The 22345-nt window shown below is 73.2% G+C and carries 8 protein-coding genes and 2 pseudogenes; 6 read left to right on the forward strand and 4 right to left on the reverse strand.

Features of this window, described 5'->3' with window-relative positions; translation table 11 throughout:
- The first annotated feature begins 1637 nt into the window (after positions 1–1637).
- From OV079_RS00615 to OV079_RS00630, 4 genes and pseudogenes are all read left to right on the forward strand, one after another.
- On the forward strand, positions 1638–3653 hold the full coding sequence (locus OV079_RS00615; protein WP_267765622.1) for an AMP-binding protein: 2016 nt from the start codon (positions 1638–1640) through the stop codon (positions 3651–3653).
- A pseudogene (locus OV079_RS00620) lies at positions 3614–9453 on the forward strand (condensation domain-containing protein); the annotation flags it as partial. The gene OV079_RS00615 and the pseudogene OV079_RS00620, both read left to right, overlap by 40 nt.
- Positions 9454–9722: 269 nt before the next feature.
- A pseudogene (locus OV079_RS00625) lies at positions 9723–10850 on the forward strand (acyltransferase domain-containing protein); the annotation flags it as partial.
- 64 nt (positions 10851–10914) lie between these two features.
- Positions 10915–11643: a thioesterase domain-containing protein gene (locus tag OV079_RS00630; RefSeq protein WP_267765623.1), complete on the forward strand. Its 729-nt coding sequence runs from the start codon at positions 10915–10917 to the stop codon at positions 11641–11643.
- A 201-nt stretch (positions 11644–11844) separates the two neighbouring features.
- On the opposite strand, the gene OV079_RS00635 is transcribed toward OV079_RS00630, so the two are convergent.
- Positions 11845–12804, reverse strand: coding sequence for a hypothetical protein (locus tag OV079_RS00635; protein WP_267765624.1), 960 nt, complete (start codon positions 12802–12804; stop codon positions 11845–11847).
- Between the two features lie 379 nt (positions 12805–13183).
- On the opposite strand from OV079_RS00635, the gene OV079_RS00640 reads away from it, so the two are divergent.
- Positions 13184–13708 carry a DinB family protein gene (locus tag OV079_RS00640; protein WP_267765625.1) on the forward strand — a complete coding sequence of 175 codons (525 nt, stop codon included), beginning with the start codon at positions 13184–13186 and terminating at the stop codon, positions 13706–13708.
- 841 nt (positions 13709–14549) lie between these two features.
- Here the strand turns inward: OV079_RS00640 and OV079_RS00645 are convergent.
- The 3 genes from OV079_RS00645 to OV079_RS00655 all read right to left on the reverse strand — a co-directional run bounded on the left by OV079_RS00645 (position 14550) and on the right by OV079_RS00655 (position 20498).
- Entirely contained in the window at positions 14550–15161 is a 612-nt protein-coding gene (locus OV079_RS00645; protein ID WP_267765626.1) for a GNAT family N-acetyltransferase, read from the reverse strand.
- Between the two features lie 79 nt (positions 15162–15240).
- A complete protein-coding gene (locus OV079_RS00650; protein WP_267765628.1) occupies positions 15241–18123 on the reverse strand; it encodes an ATP-binding protein in 2883 nt (960 codons plus the stop codon).
- Positions 18084–20498 (reverse strand): ATP-binding protein, encoded by a 2415-nt coding sequence (locus OV079_RS00655; protein ID WP_267765629.1) that lies wholly within the window; start codon positions 20496–20498, stop codon positions 18084–18086. The genes OV079_RS00650 and OV079_RS00655 overlap by 40 nt, the downstream gene beginning before the upstream one ends.
- Positions 20499–20887: 389 nt before the next feature.
- On the opposite strand from OV079_RS00655, the gene OV079_RS00660 reads away from it, so the two are divergent.
- Positions 20888–22135, forward strand: a complete 1248-nt coding sequence (locus tag OV079_RS00660) for a cytochrome P450 (RefSeq protein WP_267765630.1) — start codon at positions 20888–20890, stop codon at positions 22133–22135.
- Positions 22136–22345 lie beyond the last annotated feature (210 nt).

Raw genomic sequence — 22345 nt, forward strand, 5'->3', positions numbered from 1 at the left:
TTACTTTTATTAACGGGGGAGAGCGGGAGGCGAGTCGACGCGCTGGGTGGCCGCCGGGCCTCGCCGGGATCGATCAAGCGAGCTCACGGCGGTTGACGAATGCCTGAGCGAGGCCGCCGCGGGGAACCGAGCCAGGCGCAGCGACGAGGGCGACGGGGCGGTGAATGGCGGTGCGGGTGAACATCGCAGTGAGGGGGCGATGAGTGGCCGCGGCCGCGAGGGGGCGGCGGCGCGGGGAATCGCGGGGCGGGTGACGGCGCGGGTGAACATCGCGGTGAGGGGGCGACGAGTTGCTGCAGGCGGGGCGGTGCGAGGAATCGCGGTGCGGGCGGCGACGCGGGAGAACATCGCAGGGAGGGGCCGACGAGCTGTGGCGAGGGCGGCGGTGCGGGGAATCGCGCGGCTGGCCGCGACGCGGGTAAGCATGGCGATGACGGATCGACGAGTGGCCGCGGTCGCCAGGGGCGTGGCGGTGCGAGGAATCGCGGTGCGGGTCGTGTCGCGGGTACACATGGCGAAGCGGATCGTCGAGCTGCGATCGTGATGGAGATCGCAGCGCGGGTGGACTCCGCGAGGACGGCCCCGCGCCGTCGCCGTGGCGACGGGCGCGGCGGTGCGAGGAATCGAAGCGCCCCCGAGCCGTCGCGGGCGCGGCGGTGCGGGGAATCGAGGCAGGCGCCGGAGTGCGGAGAGGAAGAGCGGCGGCGATCTTGCGCGCGCGAGCGGCCGCCTGCGCGGTGGCTCGCGGTCGAGCGAGCGCGCGAGTCCGGCGGTGGGCGCCGACGATCCGTCGCTGCGCGCGAGGAGGCGGCGACAGATCGACCCGCGTTTCGCGGCCCGCTCGGCGACGACCGCGGCGGTCTCGCGCGGCAGGCGGACGTCGGTCTCCGCTGCGGTGTCGGGGGTCGTGACGGACCGGCCGCGATTGTTGCCCGGCGCGCCGCGGTTCCTGACAGGCCGGTCCGCAGCGGGCCGCCGACGAGGACGTGCGCGGGCGGATCGATTGTCAGCACGAGGAGGCGGGGTGGCATGATTCGCCCGGCGATCTCCTCGGCGTCGGCGCACCGTCGGGTCGCGCCGGGCGGTCTCATCAGGGTCCAGTGCAAGCAGCGGTCGCCGACCTCGCGGCTGGAGAGAGTCCACGTCCGCGAGCGCCCGCGAAATGTGGAGACAGGCCAGTACACATCCGAGGTGCGCGATGCTGACCTTTCCTGTAGTGTGGCCGCGGCGACCGAGAAACACCCCAGCATGTGCATCTCGCGCGGCGAGCGGCTCGCTGCAGGAGCCGTGAATGTTTCACAGTGTCATTCGCCGGGGAGATCTCCCCACTCCGCACGAAGCAGTTTCACCGGTGCGAAAGTTTGTTGCCCAGGTCGCGATACCTTGAAATACATAGTTCTCGCGAATGACATTCGCGACGCGAATGGCGGACAGGTGTCCGGTCGGTAGAATTCCTATTACGCGGCGAGTTGCCGCGGTGTATATCTATTCATACCCGCTACACGGGACATAGTCTTTATTTGGCTCCACGACCAGGGGCATTTCTCTCGGCGATACATATTCGCGCTCGAGACGAAGTGGCCAGGGACAGCAGCGAGTCGCTCTAGCGCGTGGACTTCGCGCATCAAGGGGGAAATGTGCACCTTCGTCGTTCGGATGTATACACGGAAATCGACTGCGTCGACGTCGGCCCGCCGCACCGGGAGGCACCTGTCGAGGGCTACACAATCGCCGCCTCGTGCGAACAGGCGCTGGTGTGGCTGCGCCTGGGGCTGTTCGGGCCGTCGCCGGTGAACCACCGCTGCGCCGGCGCGTGGCTCGACGGACCGCTCGAGCCGGGGCGGGCCCTGCAGGCGACGGCGCGGCTCGGGGAGCGCCACGATCTGCTGCGGACGACCTTCTGCGAGCAGACGCAGGAGAACGGTGAACCGCGGCTGTACCAAGTGATCGCCGGGGCCGCGTCGCCGCGGCTGGTCCGCGTCGAGGGCGGCGACTGGAGCGAGGAAGAGGTGCTGCGCCGCGCCGCCGAAGCGGCCCGTGGCAGCCTCGACCCGCAGGGCGAGCCACCCTGGCGGATCTACCTGATCCGTCAGCGCGCCGACCGGCACCTGGCAGTATTGGTCGTACACGCGCTCCTCGCCGATGCCGACAGCGACGCGGAGTCCCTCCTCAAGGAATGGCGAATGCTGGTCGAGGGGACCGGTCTCATGACCGGACAGGTGACCGGGCTCTATACGCAGCACCTGCACGCGCAGGCCGAGTCGCTGGAGTCGCCCCGGACCCGCGGCGCGATCGCATGGTGGCAAGCCCAGCACGCCGGCGCGCCGGCGCTGCTCGAGCTGCCGGTGGATCGCCCGCGCTCGCCGATGCCCGCACGCGCCGGCGGCAGAGTGTCGCGGCGGGTCGGCGACGACCTTCCGGCGGCGCTCACGGCCGCGGCGAGCCGCGCCGGCGTCGACGTCGAGACGGTCGCGCTGGCGGGGCTGCTGGCGGTGCTGCATCGCTATACCGGCCAGGTCGAGCTGGTGGTGGAGGCCCGCGCGGCCCGGCCGACCGAGAAGGTACGGCTGGGGCCGGTGGCCGACCGCTGGATGCTGCGGGTCGCGGTGGCGCCGGAGCAAGGCTTCGAGTCCCTGCTGTCGCGGACGCGCACGGCGATCGCGACGGCGCAGGAGCACGGGGCGCTGGCCTCGCTGGTCGCGGCGATGACGACCCGCGCGCCGGGCTGCCAGGTCTACTTCCACGGCGCGTGCGCGGAGCCGTCGGCGGTCGCCCTCGACCTCGGGGTGGTGGGCCACGAGCTCGAGCTGTCGATCGACCTGCGCGACGGGCTGCTGCTCGCCGCCTACGACCGCGACCTGTTCGAGGCCGACACGGTGGCGCGATTGCTCGGCCACTGGGAGATGGTGCTGGTCGCGGCGCTGGCCGAGCCGACGCGGCCGGTCGCCGCGCTGGCGCTGCTGGTGCCGACCGAGATGCAGGCGATCGTCCGCGAATGGAACGCCACCGACGCGGCCCGTCGCGGGCCCGACTGCCTGCAGGCGCTGTTCGCCGCCCAGGTCGCGCGCACGCCCGAGGCGCCGGCGGTCGTGTGCGCCGGGCAGAGCCTGACCTACCGCGCGCTGCACGAGCGCGCGACCCGCCTGGCCTGGCGCCTGCGGGCCCTGGGCGTCGGCGCCGACGTGCCGGTCGGGCTGTTCCTCGATCGCTCGCTCGAGCTGGCGGTCGGGGTGCTGGCGATCTTGCTGGCCGGCGGGACCTACGTGCCGCTCGACCCGGCGTACCCGGCGGAGCGGGTGGGGTGGATCGTCGCCGACAGCGGGGCGGCGGCGATGGTGACGACCTCGGCGCTGGCGGCCGCGCTGCCGCCGAGCCAGGCCCAGTCGGTGCTGGTCGACGTCGCGTTCGAGGCGAGCCCGGTGCCGCTGCCGCGCACGGCCCCCGGCGACCTGGCGTACGTGATCTACACTTCGGGCTCGACGGGCCGGCCGAAGGGGATCGGCATGCCGCACGGAGCGCTCGTCAACCTGATCGAGTGGCACGCGGCGGAGCTGCTCGGGGAGCGCGCACGCTGCAGTTCGCGGCGCTCGGCTTCGATGTCTGCTTCTACGAGATGTTCATCGCCTGGCGCACCGGCGGCTCGGTCCACATGATCGACGAGGCGGTCCGCCACGACGTGGCCCGCCTCGGCGCGGTGATCGAGGCCGAGGCGATCGAGAAGGTCATCCTGCCGGTGGTGGTGCTGCAGCAGCTGGCGGAGGAGTTCGCCGAGCGCCCCGAGGTGCTGCGCAGCCTGAAGGAAGTGACGACGACGGGCGAGCAGATGCACCTGACCGCGCCCGTGATCGCGCTGCTCGAGCGCCTGCCGGGCTGCAGCCTGCACAATCACTACGGGCCGGCGGAGAGCCACGTGGTCACCGCCCACGCGCTGCCCGAGGCGCGCGCGCAGTGGGTGCCGCACCCGCCGATCGGGCGGCCGATCGCCAACACCCGCGTGCTGGTGCTCGACCCGCACATGAACCCGTGCCCGGTCGGCGTGCCGGGCGAGCTCTACATCGGCGGCGAGGGCCTGGCCCGCGGCTACTGGAACCGCCCCGATCTGACGGCCGAGCGCTTCGTGCCCGATCCGTTCGCCACAGAGCCCGGGGCGCGGCTCTATCGCACCGGCGACATCACCCGTCAGCGGCCCGACGGCATCATCGACTACCTGGGGCGGCGCGACGATCAGGTGAAGATCCGCGGCGTCCGGGTCGAGCTCGGAGAGGTGCTGTCGGCGATCTCCCGTCACCCGCGGGTGCAGGAGGCGGTGGTGATCGCCCGCGAGGACACGCCGGGCGAGCGCCGGCTGGTGGCCTACTTCGTGGCGACCCAGGACGAGGCCGCCGGCGAGGTGGCGGCCGAGCTGCGGGTGTTCCTCCGCCGCTCGCTGACGGAGGCGATGATCCCGACGGCGTTCGTGGCCCTGCGCGAGCTGCCGCTGACGCCGAACGGGAAGATCGACAAGCGCGCGCTGCCGCGGCCCGAGGACGACACGACGGCGAGCACGTCGGTGCCGCCGCGCTCGGAGCTCGAGGTGTCGCTGGCGGCGATCTGGCAGGACGTGCTGAAGGTCGAGCGGGTCGGGGCGCACGACGACTTCTTCGCGCTCGGCGGGCACTCGCTGCTGGCGACGCAGGTGCTGGCGCGGGTGCGGCGGACCTTCGGGGTCGAGCTGACGCTGGCGCAGCTGTACGCGGGGCCGACGGTGGCGGCGCTGGCGGGGCTGGTGCGGGCCCGGCGGGCGCCGGTGACCGAGGCGCCGGCGATCGAGCCGGCCGGGCGCGGCGGGCCGCTGCCGCTGTCGCTGGCGCAGGAGCGGCTGTTCTTCCTGCACCGCCTGGCGCCCGAGAGCACGGCCTACAACTGCCCGCACGGGTTCCGCCTGCGCGGGCGGCTCGACGCGGCGGCGCTGCAGCGCGGGCTCGACGGGCTGGTGGCGCGCCACGAGGCGCTGCGCACGACCTTCGTCGAGATCGAGGGGCAGGCGCGGCAGGTCGTCGCGGAACGCGGGGCGGTGCCGCTGCGCCGCTTCGACCTGCGCAGCCTGCCCGACGAGCTGCGGGCGCTCGAGCTCGAGAAGCGGCTGGCGACCGAGGTGCGGCGGCCGTTCGACCTCGAGCGCGGGCCGCTGGTGCGCGGCTGCCTGGTGCAGCTGGCCGACGACGAGCACTTCCTGCTGCTCGACCTGCACCACATCGTCATCGACGGCTGGTCGATGCGGCTGCTGCTCGACGAGCTGGCGGCGCTGTACGAGGCCGACGTGCGCGGTGAAGCCGCTTCGTTGGCGCCGCTCGGGCTGCAATTCGCCGACTACGCGGCGTGGGAGCGCGGACGCCTGCAGCAGGGGTTGGAGGGGTCGATCGCGTGGTGGCGCGAGGCCCTGGCCGGCGCGCCGCAGCTGCTGCCGCTGCCGACCGATCGGCCGCGGCCTTCCACGCAGAGCTTCCGCGGCGGGGCGATCGCGCTGACGCCGGGGGCCGAGGTCAGCGCGGCGCTGCGGCGCCTCGGCGCGCCGGCCGGGCTGTCGCCGACGCTGGTGCTGCTGGCCGGGTTCGCGGCGCTGCTGCACCGCTACACCGGCGAGTCGACGATCGTGCTCGGCATGCCGACGGCGGCCCGCGACCGCGTCGAGCTCGAGGGGCTGGTCGGGTTCTTCGTCAACACGCTGCCGATCCGCGTCGACCTGGCCGGCGACCCGAGCTTCGTCGAGCTGCTGGCGCAGGTCCGCAAGACCACCCTGGCGGCCTACGACCACGACGCGGTGCCGTTCGATCGCATCGTCCAGGAGCTGCGGCCCGAGCGGACGCTGAGTCACAACCCGATCGTGCAGGTCGGCTTCGCGCCGCAGCCGCCCGGGGCCCGCGCGCTGCGGCTCTCGGGGCTGCAGGTCGAGAGCGTCGAGGCCGACGTGCCGCGGGCGATCTTCGACCTGACGCTGTACGTGTCGGAGGAGGGCGGCGAGCTGACGGCGATGCTCGAGTACAGCGCCGATCTGTTCGAGCGGGCGACGATCGAGCGCATGGGCGAGCACCTGCTGGCGCTGCTGCGCGGGGCGATCGCGCGGCCGCAGGGGCGGGTGTCGCAGGTGGCGATCCTGGGGCCCGAGGAGCGCGCCGAGGTGGTGACCCGCTGGAACCGGACCGCGGCGGCGCCGGGGCGTGAGACGGAGATGATGCACGCGCTGGTGGCCCGGGCGGCGGCGCAGGGGCCCGAGCGCGTGGCGGTGACCCTCGGCGAGGCGCGGCTGACGTACGCGGAGCTCGAGCGGCGCGCCGAGCAGCTGGCGCGGCACCTGACGGCGCGGGGCGTCGGCGCGGAGTCGCTGGTGGCGGTGAGCGTGGAGCGCTCGCTCGAGCTGGTGATCGCGGTGGTCGCGGTGCTCAAGGCCGGGGCGGCGTTCCTGCCGCTCGATCCGGCGTACCCCGCGGAGCGGCTGGAGTTCATGCTGGCCGACAGCGGCGCGCGGGTGGTGCTGACGCAGGCGCGGCTGGCCGAGCGGTTCGTCGGGCGCGAGGTGATCCGGCTCGACGCCGATCACGAGGCGATCGTTGCGAATGCAACGGACTTGACTGTCGCCGACGATCCGGGGCGGGCGGCGTACGTGATCTACACGTCGGGCTCGACCGGGCGGCCGAAGGGGTGGTCGTCGAGCACCGCAGCGCGGTCAACCTGGCGCGGGCCCAGCGGGCGCTGTTCGGGCTGACGGACGCGAGCGTCGTGCTGCAGTTCTCGGCGCTCTCGTTCGACGCGTTCGTGTTCGAGCTGCTGCTGGCGTGGGGGGTGGGGGCGACGCTGTGCCTGCTGCCGCCGCGGTTGCCGGTGCCGGGGCCCGAGTTCGCCGAGCTGCTGCGCGGCCAGCGGGTGTCGATGTGCGTGCTGCCGCCGTCGGTGCTGGCGGCGATGGCCGACGACCCGCTGCCCGACCTCGTGCACGTAGTCGCCGCGGGCGAGGCCTGCAGCGCCGAGCTGGTGGCGCGGTGGGGCCGCGGGCGGCGGTTCGTCAACGCCTACGGGCCGACCGAGACCACGGTGTGCGCCTCCGCGGCCGCGTGCGAGCCCGGCGAGGGTCCGCCGCCGATCGGCCGGCCGCTCGCCGACGTGCAGGTGTACGTGCTCGAGCCGTCGGGGCAGCCCGCGCCCGTCGGCGTGTTCGGCGAGCTGTACGTCGGCGGCGCCGGGGTGGCGCGCGGCTACCTCGGGCGGCCCGCCCTGACCGCCGAGAGGTTCGTGCCGGATCCGTTCTCGGGCCAGCGCGGCGCCCGGCTGTACCGCACCGGCGACCGCGTGCGCTGGCGGCCCGACGGGCAGCTCGAGTTCGCCGGGCGGCTCGATCGCCAGGTCAAGCTCCGCGGCTTCCGCATCGAGCTCGGCGAGGTCGAGGCGGTGGTGCGCGCCCACCCCGAGGTGCAGGACGCGGTGGTGGTGGTGATCCGCGAGGAGCTGGCGGCGTACGTGGTGCCGCGCAGCGGTGACGCGGGGCTGGCGGCGGCGGTCCGGGCGTTCGCGCAGGGGCGCCTGCCGGGGCACATGGTGCCGTCGTCGGTGGTGGTCGTGGAGGCGTTGCCGACGCTGCCGAACGGCAAGGTCGACGTGCGGGCGCTGGCGGACCGGGGGCCGCGGGCGGAGGCGCGGGCGATCGAGCTGCCGCGCTCGCAGGTGGAGCAGGCGCTGGCGCAGATCTGGCGCGAGGTGCTGGGGCTCGAGCAGGTCGGGATCGACGAGGCGTTCTTCGAGCTGGGCGGGCACTCGCTGCTGCTGGCGCGGGTGCGCACGGCGATCGAGGCGCGGTTCGGGCGGCGGGTCGACATGGTCGAGCTGTTCCAGCACCCGACGATCCGCAGCCTCGCGGGGCGGCTGTCCGGGGCGGCGACCTCGGAGGTTGCAGCTGCAACGACGGCGACGCGGCCGGAGCTGCGGAGCGAGGCGATCGCGATCGTCGGCATGGCGGGGCGCTTCCCCGGGGCCGACGACGTCGAGGCGCTGTGGCAGGGCCTGCTCGGCGGGGCTTCAGGCATCCGCTTCGCCGACGCCGAGGAGCTGAGCGCGGCCGGGGTCGACCCGGCGCTGCGGACGGCGGCGGGATTCGTGCCGGCGTTCGGGCGCATGAACGACGCGTTCTGCTTCGACGCGGCGTTCTTCGGCTACAGCCCGCAGGAGGCGCGGTTGATGGACCCGCAGCAGCGGGTGTTCCTCGAGGCGGCGTTCGCGGCGCTCGAGGACGCGGCCTGCGACCCGGGCCGTGGGACGCTGCGCGTGGGCGTGTTCGGCGGCTGCGACCCGCCGCGCCACTGGCTGGCGCTCGGCGGGTCGAGCGGGGGCATCGACGAGTTCCAGCGCGGGGTCGCCAACATCCCCGACAACCTGACCTCGCGCGTGGCCTACAAGCTGGGGCTGCGCGGGCCGGCGGTGACGGTGCTGTCGGCGTGCTCGACGTCGCTGGTGGCGGTCCACCTGGCCAGCCAGAGCCTGCGCGCCGGCGAGTGCGACGTGGCCCTGGCCGGCGGGGCCGCGGTGGCGCCGGCGTCGGTGCTGGGCCACGTCCACGAGGACGGGTCGATCCTGTCGCCCGACGGCCACTGCCGGCCCTTCGACGCCGAGGCCGGCGGGACGGTGGGCGCCAGCGGGGTCGGGGTGGTGGTGCTGAAGCGCCTCGGCGACGCGCTGCGCGACGGCGACGCGATCCGGGCGGTGATCCGCGGCTCGGCGATCGGCAACGACGGGGCCGAGAAGGTCGGCTACACCGCGCCGGGGCTGCAGGGCCAGGTCGACGTGCTGCGCCGGGCCTACGCGGCGGCCGAGGTGTCGCCGGCCAGCGTGGCGCTGGTCGAGGCCCACGGCACGGCGACGCGGCTCGGCGACCCGATCGAGGTCGCGGCGCTGACGCAGGTGTTCCGCGGGGCCGAGGCGGCGGTCGGGAGCTGCGCCCTGGGCTCGGTGAAGAGCAACCTGGGCCACCTCAGCGCGGCCGCGGGGGTGACGGGGCTGATCAAGGCGACTCTGGCGCTGGAGCGCGGCCAGATCCCGCCGACGCTGCACTTCCGGGCGCCGAACCCGAAGCTGCGGCTCGCGGAGAGCCCGTTCTTCGTCAACACGGCGCCGGTGGCCTGGCCGGCGGGGGCGGGGCCGCGGCGCGCGGGAGTGAGCGCGTTCGGGGTCGGAGGGACGAACGCGCACGTGGTCCTCGAGGAGGCGCCGGCGCCCGCGCCGAGCGGGCCCGGGCGACCGTGGTCGCTGTTGCCCCTGTCGGCGCGTACGAGCGCCGCCCTGGCGTCGCAGGCGGAGCGGCTGGCCGGGCACCTGGGCTCGCGGCCGGCGCTGCCGCTGGCCGACGTCGCGTACACGCTGCAGCAGCGAGCCGCGCTGGCGCCGGCGCGCTGCGTGGCGGTGTGCCGCGACTCGGAGGGCGCGCGGGCGGCCCTGAGCGGCCGTGGCGCGGGCCAGGTGGTCCGCGGGCAGGTGCGCGCCCGCGCGCCGCGGGTGGTGTTCGTGTTCCCGGGCGGCGGCAGCCAGCACGTCGACATGGGCCGCGAGCTGTACGCCCACCTGCCGGTGTTCCGCGCGGCGCTCGACGCGTGCGCCGCGCTGTTCGTGAACGAGCTCGGCGAGGACATCCGGGACTCGATGTTCCCCCGCCGGGCGGGTTCGAGGCGGCCAAGCAGCGGCTGCTGGCGCCGTCGCGCAACATGGCGTCGATCTTCGCGGTCGAGTACGCGCTGTCGCAGGTGCTCGCGAGCTGGGGCCTGCGCCCGGCGGCCGTGTTCGGCCACAGCCTCGGCGAGTACGTGGCGGCCGCGCTCGCGGGGGTGTTCTCGCTGGCCGACGCGGTCGCGCTGGTGGCCACCCGCGGGGCGCTGTGCGACGCGGCCCCGGCGGCGGCGATGGTCGCGGTGCCGCTGGCGGTGACGACCCGCTTGCCGCCGGGGCTGTCGGTCGCGGCGATCAACGGGCCCGAGGACTGCGTGATCGCGGGCGCGGCCCCGGCGATCGAGCCGTTCGTGGCGATGCTGCAGGCCGAGGGGCTCGAGGCGCGGCGGCTGCCGATCGCCACCGCGTCGCACTCGGAGCTGATGGAGCCGCTGGTGGGGCGCCTGGTCGAGCGGGCGCGCGAGGTCGCGTTCGCGGCCCCGCAGATCGCGATGATCTCGGGCGTGACGGGCGACTGGATCGACGCGGAGGTGCGCGACCCGGCCTACTGGGGCCGCCACCTGCGCCAGACGGTCCGCTTCGCCGACGGGGTGGCGACGCTGCACGCCGACCCCGACTTCGTGTGCCTCGAGGTCGGCCCCGGCGGCCACCTGGCGAGCTTCATCCGCAACCACCCGGACGCGGGCCCCGACCGGCTGGTGGTGGCGTCGATGGCCCACTGGCGCTCGGGTCGCAGCGAGCTCGAGGCGCTGATGCTCGCGGTCGGCCAGCTGTGGTGCGCGGGGGCGACGGTCGACTGGCAGGCGTTCACCGGCGAGGAGCGCCGGCGCAAGCTGCCGCTGCCGACCTACCCGTTCGCGCGCACCCGCCACGCGCTCGAGCTGCGGCCGGCCGCGCCGACTCTGGTGCTGGTCCCGCCGCCGGCGGACGAGCCGACGAGCACGGAGGTGCGCGACGCCGAGGCGCCGCGCGACGGGTTGGCGGCGATCGTGGCCGACATCTGGCGCGAGGCGCTGGGGGTCGGGCGCGTGCGCGACGAGGACAACTTCTTCGACCTCGGCGGGACCTCGCTGACGGCGGTGAAGATCCGCGCCCGTCTTAGCGAGCGCTTCGGCGTGACGACCCCGGTGCACGCGCTGCTCGAGCGCCCGCGCTTCGCCGACTTCGTGGCCGCGCTGCGCAGCCTGATCGGCGGCCAGGACGAGGCCCGCGGCGCCTCGTTGCTGGTCCATGCGCCCGGGTCGGCCGGGGACGCGGCCGATCTTCCTGGTCCAGCCGATCGGCGGCACGGTCTACACCTACCTGCCGCTGGCGCGCCACCTCGACGCCGGCGGGGCGGCGATCTTCGGCGTGCGCGCGTCGGGCACCGACCCCGGCGAGCCGGTGCTCGACGAGGTGCCGGCGATGGCGGAGCGCTACGTGGCCGACATCCTGCGCGAGCAGCCCGAGGGGCCGTACACCGTCGGCGGGCACTCTGCCGGCGGGATCACGGCCTACGAGGTGGCCCGCCAGCTCGAGGCCCGCGGCCAGGCGGTCAAGTTGCTGATCCTCGACGCGCCGTCGATGCCGGCCGTGTACGACGACGTGATCGAGACGATCGACGACTTCCTGCGCAGCCACGAGGCGTTCGCGTCGTGCGAGTCGACGTCCTATCAGAGCTTCGTGGCGGCGCTCGAGACTGACCCGGCGCTGCGCCAGATCGTGCTGGCGACGTGCCTGGCGGAGCAGCGCTACAAGCCGCGGCCGATCTCGGCGGAGGTGGTGTACTTCGCGGCCAGCGAGCAACGCGACGCCCGCGACACGCACGCAGGGATGTACTGGCTCGACCTCGTCGAGGGCGAGTTCTCGCTGTACCGCACGCCCGGCGACCACTTCACGATGATGGACGACCCGTGGGTCGAGACCCTGGCGCGGCTGATCGACCGCCACCTGGCGCGCGACCTGCCGCGGCGGGCCTGAGGCGCGCGGCCGCGGGCAGGCGTGCCCGCGGCCGCGCAGGCTTTATTGCCGGGAGCATGTCTTTCGGGACATGTCATCGCGGCGCTGGGCAGGCGCATGAGGTCGAGGTCGCACGGCAGCAGGCTCGCTCGCGGCCGAGCATGTCTCTCGGGGCATGTCATTGTCTCGTCGGGCGCGCGGCCCGAGGTCGAGCCGCGCGCCTCACGGGCGCGGAGGGGCGCGGAACCCGGCCTCCGCGTCGTCGAGGGCGCGCCGCACGGCGTCCAGGAAGGTCGTCTCGACCGAGGCCTCGAGCACGAGCTCCGGCATCTTCGCTGCGAACGGGCGCCGGCAGATCGCGCGGGCCGCCGCGACGTCGACCAGCCACAGCTCGCCGACGGCCTGGCCGCCCGAGAATTCGCGGGCGCCGGGGTGGCGCTGCGGCGGCTCGATGTGCTCTACCTGCGCCACGATCACGTGCGTCCACGGTCGCCGCTGCTTGCACGCGAACTCGGCCTGCGGATCGGCGGCGTCGGGATCGGCGCACAGCTCGAAGGCGGGGTCGTGGGGGATCATGTTCGTCCACGCGGGGATCGGCGTACCGGGCTCGAGGCGCCGCGCGTCGAGGTGGGCCGTGCCTTCGGCCGGGGCGAGGGATGCGCAGGTCTCGGGCGGCGCGGGCTGAGCCAGGGCGGTCTTCACGGCCGCCCGCGCTCGCGCGACGTCCTCGGCCACCAGCCCCCGCACGCGTCGCGCCGCGTCAGCCGCAGGGTCGTCGCTGCCGACCGGGAGCGAACGACAGTCGTCGAGCTGGTTTGCCTCCCCGAGCACCGACCACCCCTGACCGCGGCCGAGGCACAGCTCGCGGACGAAGCGTCCCGCCATGAATTCCGGCTCCACCAGCACGCGCGTGAGCTTGTATCCGCCCGGGACGGCGACCATCTCCCCGGCACACTCGACGAGCGGCGCACGGCCCATGCGGCCCCGGCCGGAGTGGTAGAAGTCCATGACCAGCCAGCACGCGTCCTCGCCCGTCAAGGTCGCCTTCGTGGCGCGCGAGGCGGCCTCCCTGGCCGAGGCGACGCGCTGCTCGTTCACCTCCTGGTGGCGGAGCCAAAACGCGACGCCGACGCCGAGCGCCGCCAGCAATACGAGGGTTCCCAGGATCTTCGCCGTCCTCATGATGCGGGGCTCCGGACAGGGGCGGGCGGGAGTATAGGGGCCCGCGCGGCTGGGGGGAAAGGCCTCGCGCGAGCGCCTGGCGGCGGACCGAGGACTGTCCCTTGGGGCATGTCCATTCGTGCCGCCCGGTGAACCCCGGGCGTCTGCCGCGACGAGACCCGGGTGTGCCCGCGAGCGCGGGCGGAGGGCGAGGCTCATCGCTCGCGTCGTGGTCTCGCGGGTGACTGCCGTGGTCGCACCGCGGAGCGCGAGGACGGCGGTGCGGAGCGGCGACGATCGTTTCGCGTGCTCGGGGTCCGCGGTGAGGTCGAACCTGTCTTCCGGGACACATGATTGCCACCCTTGAATTTCGCCGCCCACTTCTCGAAGATGCCGGCCGATGGCCACCGAGACGCGCGACTATCTGCTGCGACAGCTCGACACAGCGTGGATGCTGACGCAGTACCACCTCGACGGGCTCGCCACCGAGGAGTGCCTGTGGCGCCCGGCGCACGTCGGGTTGCACGTCCACCGCGCCGCCGACAGCCGCTGGCGCGCCGACTGGCCCGAGCACGAGGGTTACGACATCGGCCCGCCCAGCATCGCCTGGCTGACCTGGCACGTCGGCTTCTGGTGGTCGATGGCCCTCGATCACTCCTTCGGCGCCGCCACCCTCGCGCGCGAGGACGTGACCTGGCCGGGCGACGCCGAGGGCGTGCGCGAGTGGCTGGGCCGCCTTCACGGGAGCTGGCGCGCCGCCCTCGAGGCGCTCACCGACGACGACCTGCGCGCGCCCGAGCGGACCCGCTGGCCGATCCAGGACCGCCCGTTCGCCGACGTGGTCGCGTGGGCCAACCTCGAGCTGATGAAGAACGCCGCCGAGATCGGCTACGCCCGCTTCCTGTACGCCGTGCGAGCCCGCTGAAGCGCGGCTTGTCATAATCTGTCCTCAGAGACATGTCCGGCGTTGCGGCGCTCGCGGCAGGGACTCGCCGCGCTCGTCGCTCGCGGCCAAGGCCTCGCCGTCCGGAGATGACGCGCGAGTAAAAAACGCCATGCGGGCGCGCTGAGGCGGCACCTGTCCTCGGAGACATGACGAATGCTGCGGCGCTCGCGGCCCGCCAGAGGCACAGCCCTGGCGGCGAGGGCCCGCGGCGCTCGTCGCTCGCGGCCAAGGCCTCGCCGTCCGGAGATGACACGCGAGTAAAAAACGGCATGCGGGCGTGCAGAGGCGGCACATGTCCTCGGAGACATGACGAATGCTGCGGCGCTCGCGGCCCGCCAGAGTCACAGCCGGCGAGGGACCCGCGGCGCTCGTCGCTCGCGCCAAGGCCTCGCCGCCCGGAGGTGACACGCCGGTAATGACGCGAGAAGGCGCCTGTTCGGCGGCCAGCCCTGGCCGTCGAACAGGCGCCCCGCGATCTGCGGCCGGCCAAGGCTTGCGGCGGAGCCCACGACGGCGGGTCGGCCACTCACGGCTGCAGCCGTGCCAGGGGTGCGGGGAAAGGGCGGCCGCGATTAGAGGCGGGATGGGCGCGAGGCACGAGCGTGCATCCTGCCGGTTAACTCGCGGCCGTCCTTTCCCCGCGCCCCCGCGAGGCGCAGTCGGCAATCTGCGAAGCGCGAGCTCCAGGCCGACGCGAACCCAGCCATGCCACAGCCCGCGACGCCGCAAGCTCCGCGAGCCCCAGGTCAGACCTTCGCAGAGAGCCCGTCAGTCCCCCAAGAACGAGAACTCAAGTACATGTCCCGAAGGACATAAAAGATCAGCCCGAAGGATTCTCGAGTTCGAACACCTCGTGCGCCACCATGCGCCCGTACAGCGCCTCCCCCGGATCGATCACCCCCACCACGCGGAAGCCCAGCCGGCGCACCAGCGCTGCGCTGCGGACGTTGCCCGGCGCGATCCGGGCCCGCACCGTCTTCAGCCCCAGCGTAGCGAACGCGAACTCGACCACCGTGCGCAGCGCCGCCGTCGCCAGTCCGCGGCCCGTCGCCGGCTTCGCCAGCCAGTAGCCGATCGACGCCACCCGCGCCGACCACTCGATCTCGTGGAAGCTGATCACTCCCACCGGCTGACCCCCGTGGCGGATCGCCCACTCGATCGCCCCCTCGTCGCGGGTCCGGCTGCGCGCCTCGGCGATGAACTCGCGCAGGTTCTCGGCCTGGACCGTCACGTCGAGCCAGCCCAGCCACTCGCGGAGGTGCGCTCGGTTCTCCTCGATCAGCCGGAAGTGCCCTGGCGCGTCGGCCTCCTCCATCCGCACCAGCTTCACCTCGCCGGCCGCGCTGACCAGGCGGAGGCCGTTCTGCTCGAGCTGGCGGAGCAGGCGCGCTTGCAGCTCGGCGATCTGGCTGGCGGGGCTCTCGTGGGTCATGACGATGCTTTGCGCCGTCCCTCGGTCGTCTGCTCCCGCTTGCAACCGCATCGTCGATCGGCCGGCGAGTGAAGGCGCCTCACGCTGCCGGCAGCGTGAAGAAGAACAGGCTGCCGGAGCCGAGTTCGCTCTCGACGCCGACGCTGCCGCCGAGGCGTTCGATGATGCGGCGCACGATCGACAGGCCGAGGCCGTGGCCTTCGGCGCGGACCGTGTCGAGGCGGGAGAACTCGGCGAACAGTTTCGCCTGCGCCTCCTCGTCGATGCCCGGGCCGTTGTCGCGGACCCAGAAGCGGATCTTGCCGTCCTGCAGGTCGGCGCCGAGCTGCAGGCGCGGCGGAGAGCCGCCGTACTTGAGGCCGTTGCTGATGTAGTTCGTCCAGGCCTCCTCGATCCACGGGGCGTAGCCGATCGCGGCGGGCCAGGACTCCGGCCCCGCGATCTCGCCGCCGTACTCGCGCAGCATGTAGTCCATGCGTTGCTCGACCTGGCGCATGATCACGGCCATGTCGAGGCGGGACGACTGGACCTGCTGCTTGCGCACTCCGGCCAGCAGCAGCAGCTCGTCGATGATGTTGGTCGCGGTGTGCGACGCGCGGCGGATGTTCTCGACCACGCGTTCGACCTCCTCGCGGTCGACCTCCTCGATGTTCTCGAGCAGGTACTCCGAGTAGCCGACCATCGCGCCGAGCGGGTTCTTGAGGTCGTGGGCGACCGTGCGGGCGAACGCGTCGAGCTCGGCGTTGCTGGCGGTCAGCGATTGATTGACGCGGTGCAGCTCGTCGGTGCGCTTCTGCACCAGCCGCTCCATGTTCGCGTACAGGTTGGCGTTCTCGATCGAGATCGCCGCCTGCGAGGCGATGAGCTTCAGCGTGTGCAGGCGGGCCTCCGGGAACACCGACGGGATCAGCTCGTTCTCGAGGTAGAGCACCCCGGTGAGCTTGGTCTGGTGGACCAGCGGCGTGCACAGCACCGAGCGCATCCCGCTGCGGGCCACGTAGGTGTCGGTGGTGAACGGCCCGGAGCGGGCGGCGTCCTCGAGCACCACGCTGTCGGTGGTGTGGACCACGTAGTTGACGATCGACACCGGCACCGCCGCCGTCTCGCTCAGCGGCAGCGGCTGCTTCAGCGTGTACGAGCCGGTGTCGACCGACGACTCCGCGACCACGCACAGCTGGCCGTCGCGCTCGAGCAGCAGCACCCCGCGGCGGGCGCCGGCGTTCTCGATCATGATCTGGATGATCTTCTCGAGCAGCGGCTCGACCGCGATCTCGGCGGTCAGCGCCTGCGCCGCCTTGATCACGCTGGTGAGGTCGAGGCCCTGGTTGCCGGTGGTGGTCAGCGAGCTGGTGATGAGCGCGCGGCTGCTGCTGGCGGTGATCGTCGCGCCGACGCTCTCGGCGCGGGCGGCCAGGTGCGGGTACTTCACGTCGAGCGCGCGGACCTTGGCGAGCGCGCCCCAGCGCTCGTAGCCGTAGCGGGCCTGGCCGAGGTAGACGCGGGCGATCTGGGCGCGGCCGCGGGCCTGGTGGAAGCGCCCGCACAGCTCGTTGGCGATCGCCTCGTGGTGGATGAACTGGCTGCGGCGGGCCCACTCGATCGCGCGGTCGTACTCGTCGAGCGCCACCAGGTCCTGGCCGCGGAGCCGCGCGATCTCGGCGTCGATGATGTGCAGGCGGTGCTGCTCGTTCTCGGGGCACAGCTGGGCCCACTGGGCCGTGACCGCGCGGTGCTCGAGCAGCTGGGCCATCAGCGACGCGCGCTCGGCCTCGTCGGCGGCCTGGGCGTGGCTGGCCGCGAGCGCCAGCGCGCTGTAGAACGGCAGGTCGGCGGTGTGCGGCCCGCCGACGGCGACGGCCATGAGCGGCTGGGCGGCGGCGGCGAGCGCCAGCGCCTCGGCGTACGCCTCGAACAGCGTCGCCACCATCAGCTTGTTGACGTGGTGCAGGAAGCGCACGATCACCAGGCCGGCGGCGTCGACGACCTTCAGCCAGTCCGCCTCGCCCTGGTTGTCGCCGAACAGCGGGCCGCCGAACCACCGCTCGTGCTGCAGCGCGTCGACGACGTTGCCGAGCAGCACCAATTGCGCCGTCGACATCGCGTCGCGCGTGCGGACCATCAGCGCCCGGCCTTGATCGATCTCCTCGCGGACCGCCGACAGGTCTTCGCCGCGGCGCAGGTTGGCCAGCGCGTGGAACACGGCCCCCTGCGACGCGTACATGAAGTCGCCCGTCTCGAGGCCGAGCACGCGGGCCTGGTTCAGGTGGTGCAGGCTGTCGCGCAGCGGGCGGGTGTGGCCGGTGTAGAAGCCGACCATGAAGTGGACGCGGCTGGCGACCTCGGTCGACGTGAAGCGCTCGAGCAATTGCAGCGCGAGTCTGCCGTAGCGCAGGCCGTCGGCGGGGCGGCCGAGCGGGCCGACCAGCAGGTAGCCGTAGGTCGCGAAGCCGAACGCCGACAGCTCGCCCGGGCCGTGGGTGAGCGACAGCAGCACGTGCTTGAGGATCACCACCGAGCCGAGGCGGGCGTCGACCACGAAGCCGGCGCCGAACGCCTCGTTGAGCAGGCGGAGCACCGCGCTGCGGGCCGGGTCGCGCATCGCCGGGGCGTCGGCCAGCGACTCCACGGTGCGGCCGGCCAGGCCGGCCTCGATCTCGCCGTAGACCGCGCCGAAGGTCGCCATCGTCGCCTCCGGGGTCTCGGGCAGGAGCTCGCCGAATTGCGCGAGGCCGGCGCGGCTGGCCGCCAGGCCCTCGGTGAAGCGGCCCTGCGACGACAGCAGCATCACCCGCAGCGCGAACAGGTCGGCCTGCTCGAGCGGCGAGCGGGCGCGGCGGATCAGGTCCTCGAGCTTGGCGTCGGCCCGGTCGACGCGGCCGCACATGTAGTCGCACTCGGCCTGCTCGCGGTGGAGCGCGAGCGTCAGCGCGTACTGCGAGTCCCAGGCGTCTTCGGGCAGCACGGCGACGCCGGCGGCCGCGAACGAGGCGCCGGCGGCGTAGGCGGTGGCGCGCTTGGCGCGCGCGCCGCCTCGAGGTTGGCGCGGGCCAGCTGCAGGCGCTCGCCGGGGTCGGTGAGGCGCGGCGCGCCGGCGTTGAGGTGGCGGACCACGTCGAACAGCGCGTCGCCCCGCAGCTCGCCGACGTGCGCCGCCTGCAGGCTGCGACCGATCCGCAGGTGGACCTCGTGCAGCGCCTCGGGCGTGCTGAGCGACAGCGCCGCCTGCTGCACGCGGTCGTGCAGGAACCGGCAGGCGACCACCAGCTCCGCTGTCTCATTCGCCTCGGGCGCGCCGTCGTCGATCCCCTCGAGCAGGCGGTAGTTGGAGTCGAGCGGCACGACCAGGCCGGCCTGCAGCGCGGGCCACAGCTCGGCGGCGACGCGGCCCACCCCGCGCTCGGCGATCCGCGCCAGGGTGACGACGTCGAACTCGTGGCCGACGCAGGCGGCGACGGCGAGCAGGCGCTGGGTGTCGGGCGGGAACTCGCGCAGGCGCTCGGACAGCAGCTCGGCGACGTTCTCGGTGATCGGCGCGGCGGCCACCGCGGCGGGGTCCCACGTCCACCCGCCGGTGGCGGCGTCGAAGCGGACGAGCCCGTTCCGGTGCAGCATCGTCAAGAACTGCGACAGGAAGAACGGGTTGCCGTGGGTCTTGTCGAACACCAGGGTGGCGAGGGCCTCGAGGCGTTCGACCTCCTCGCGCGGGGGCGCGGCGCCGGGGCGCTCGCGGGTGAGGGTGTCGGCCAGCAGCGCGCGCACGCTGGCGCGGTCGAGCGGGCCGAGCGCGAGCTCGTGGAGGGCCACGCCGTCCTTGCGCAGCTGGGCGACCGCGGCGCGCAGCGGGTGGGCGAGGTCGACCTCCGCGTCGCGGTAGGCGCCGACGAGCAGCAGGTGGCCGCCGTCGGGGTCGGTGAGGATCAGGCGCAGCAGCGACAGCGTGCCGGCGTCGGCCCACTGCAGGTCGTCGAGGAAGATCACCAGCGGCGACGTGCGCGGGCACAGGGCGCGCACGAAGTTCTGCATGACCAGGCCGAAGCGGTTCTGCGACTCGGTCGGGCGCAGCGGCGGCAGCGGCGGCTGCTTGCCGATGACGCGCTCGAGCTCGGGCACGAGGTCGACGACCAGCTGACCGCTGGCGCCGACGGCCACCTGGATGCGGGTGCGCCACTCTGCCAGCGTGCGCGACGACTCGGTGAGCAGCTGGCGGATCAGCTCGGACAGCGCCGCCGCCAGCGCGCTGAACGGGATGTTGCGCTGGACCAGGTCGAACTTGCCGCTGACGAAGCGGCCGCCGCCGCGGGCGATCACGCGGTGGATCTCGTGGGCCAGCATCGACTTGCCGACGCCCGCGCCGCCGGCGACCAGCAGCAGCTCGGGGCGGCCGTCCTGCACGCGGCCGAACGCCTCGGTCAGCGCGCGGATGTCGGCCTCGCGGCCGTAGAGCTTCTGCGGGATGCGGAGCACGTCGGCGCGGTCGCGCTGGCCGAGCTCGAACGGCTCGATCTCGCCGGTCTCGTCGAGCGCGGCGAGGCAGCGGGCGAGGTCGGCCGCCAGCCCGAGGGCGTGCTGGTAGCGGTCCTCCGGCCCCTTGGCCAACAGCTTCATGACGATGTCGGAGACGACGCGGGGGATCGTCGGCGTGCGCACCCACGGCGGCACCGGGGTGCGGGCGATGTGGCTGTGGACCAGCTCCATCGCGTCGTTGGCGTTGAACGGGACCGAGCCCGTCAGCATCTCGTAGAGCGTGACGCCGAGCGAGTAGAGGTCGGTGCGCTGGTCGACGACCCGGTTCACGCGCCCGCTCTGCTCGGGCGACATGTACATCAGCGTGCCCTCGAGCGCCTCCGGGCTCGACACCTGAGCTGTCTCGTGGGCCAGGTTGGTGGCGATGCCGAAGTCGATCAGCTTGACGCTGCCGGTCGACGAATTGACGAGGATGTTGTGCGGCTTGATGTCCTTGTGGATGATGGCCCGCTCGTGCAGCCGGGCCAGGGTCTCGGCCAGCGCCAGGCCGAGCTCGAGCGCGCGGCGCAGCTGCAGCGCCTCGCCGTGGATGACGTCGCTGAGCGGGACGCCGCCGTCGTCCTCCATCACCAGCGCGAGGCCGTTGCCGTAGCTCTCGAGCGAGTAGACCTGGACCACGCCGGGCACGTCGAGCTCGCGCAGGGTGACGTACTCGCGGCGCAGCTGTCTCAATGCGCGGGGGCTCGGGTACTCGCCCTTCAGCACCTTGATCACGACGGGGGTCTGCTCGTCTTCGCGGACGCCGCGGAAGATGATCGAGTTCTGCCCCTCGTGGAGCCGTTGCTTGAGCGAGAAACGTGGAGAGGCGTCCATGTCGCGGAGTCGCTGAGCCGAACAGGCGTATCATACTGTCTGGCGACCCCGCTGCGTCGCGTGTCGTCACCCCTGCATTCGCGCGGTGCGCAGGGCCACGCCCGCAGGCGGGGTCAGCCCTTAGCGCCCTGGCGGCGATGACGCGCCGCCGGAGCCCGCGAACACCCGTCCGCGGGCCGTGGCGCGCAGTCGGCCCGAAACCGCGCCTTGCACCATCCGCACGACGTCCGCCTTCGATCGATGGCCACAGCACAGGACCCGCGGCGCTCGCAGAAGGGCCTCGCGTTTCCGTTCTCGGCCGCCGTGCCGCGATGTATGCTCAACCATCTTGAACCGTCGGCGGCGGGCCGGGCCGCGCCGTCACCAGGACGGTCTCGGAGCTCCCGCCGATGTCTCTTCAGCCGACCGCGCCTGCAGTCAAGTACGACATCCTCAGCCCAGCTTTCTTCGCCGACCCGTACCCGACGCTCCGGCGCATGCGCGAGGAGGACCCGGTGTTCTGGCACCCGCTGCTCAAGAGCTGGGTGCTGACCCGCTACGCCGACATCCAACGGGTCCTGCGCGACAGCAAGTCGGAGTTCTCCAACTCGAAGGTCGAGCAGTACGGCCTCGGCGCGCCCGACAGCGTGCGCGACAAGCTCGAGGTGTTCAACACCTTCGTCTCGAGCTGGGTCGCGTTCATGGACCCGCCGAACCATACGCGGCTGCGGGCGCTGATCGCCAAGGCGTTCACGGTGCAGGCGGTCGAGCGGCTGCGGCCGCGGATCCAGCACGCGGTCGACGATCTGCTGGCCGCGGTGCGCCCGCGCGGGCGCATGGACGTGGTCGCCGACTTCGCGGCGCAGCTGCCGATGATCGTGTTCAGCGAGTTGATGGGCATCCCGCGCGACGACGGCGAGCGGCTGCGGGAGGACGCGCTCATCGTCATGTCCCTGTTCGGCGCCGGCATCGCCACCGCCGAGAGCGTCGAGTCGGCCTACCGCGGCGTCATGAGCTACTACGAATACTTCAACGCGCACATCGCCGCGCGGCGCAGCCGCTCGACCGAGGACCTGCTGAGCAAGTTGGTCGAGGCGCGCGTCGACGGCGTCGGGATGACCGACACCGAGCTCGTGGCGATGTGCGTGACCCTGTTCCTGGCCAGCCAGGAGACTACACTATATATGGTGGCCAACGCGGTGAACACTCTGGCGCGCCACCCCGAGCAGGCGCAGCGCCTGCGCGAGGAGCCGCGGCTCATCGACGGCGCGCTCGAGGAGCTGATGCGCTACGACAGCCCGACGTTCGGCACCTTCCGTCGCGCGGTCGTGGCCGTCACCGACCTCCCGGGGGGCCCGATCCCCGCCGGCGACTATGTGCTGAGCGTCCTCTGCTCCGCGAACCGCGACGGTCATCGGTTCCCCGATCCCGACCGGTTCGACATCGAGCGTCAAGACACACGTCACCTGTCCTTCAGTTCTGGTATCCACACTTGCCCGGGCGCGGCGCTGTCGCGGCTCGAGGGGCGTATTGCCATTCAAACGCTGTTGCGGACGTTCTCCGAGCTGCGCCTCGAGGGCGACGCGCCGCTCGAGTGGGTGCCGAGCATGATGGTCCGCGGCTTCAAGTCGCTGCCCGTCGCGGTCACGCCCGCCTGACGCCCGCTCGCTGCACGGGCCCCGCCCGCGACGCCCCGCCGCAGCCTCGCTCGGCGGGGTTCGGCATTGTGAGCACGCGCTGTCCCTCGGTGTGGCGATTGTACATACAGACTTCGCGCGCGGCCCTCCGACCTCGGCGTCGGGTCGGGTGCGGTGGGATACCCGGAGCGGGCGACCCGGCGGGGGATTTTGATTAATTAATCGTAGCCC

This window comes from Nannocystis pusilla, from assembly GCF_026626665.1.
GTDB classification, from domain to species: domain Bacteria; phylum Myxococcota_A; class Polyangia; order Nannocystales; family Nannocystaceae; genus Nannocystis; species Nannocystis pusilla.

What these genes read in the sequence shown, in the direction of transcription:
- OV079_RS00630 (WP_267765623.1), top strand. Translation starts at nt 10,915, where the DNA reads ATGCGCCCGGGTCGGCCGGGGACGCGGCCGATCTTCCTGGTCCAGCCG.
- OV079_RS00635 (WP_267765624.1), bottom strand. Translation starts at nt 12,804, where the DNA reads ATGAGGACGGCGAAGATCCTGGGAACCCTCGTATTGCTGGCGGCGCTC.
- OV079_RS00640 (WP_267765625.1), top strand. Translation starts at nt 13,184, where the DNA reads ATGGCCACCGAGACGCGCGACTATCTGCTGCGACAGCTCGACACAGCG.
- OV079_RS00645 (WP_267765626.1), bottom strand. Translation starts at nt 15,161, where the DNA reads ATGACCCACGAGAGCCCCGCCAGCCAGATCGCCGAGCTGCAAGCGCGC.
- OV079_RS00655 (WP_267765629.1), bottom strand. Translation starts at nt 20,498, where the DNA reads ATGGACGCCTCTCCACGTTTCTCGCTCAAGCAACGGCTCCACGAGGGG.
- OV079_RS00660 (WP_267765630.1), top strand. Translation starts at nt 20,888, where the DNA reads ATGTCTCTTCAGCCGACCGCGCCTGCAGTCAAGTACGACATCCTCAGC.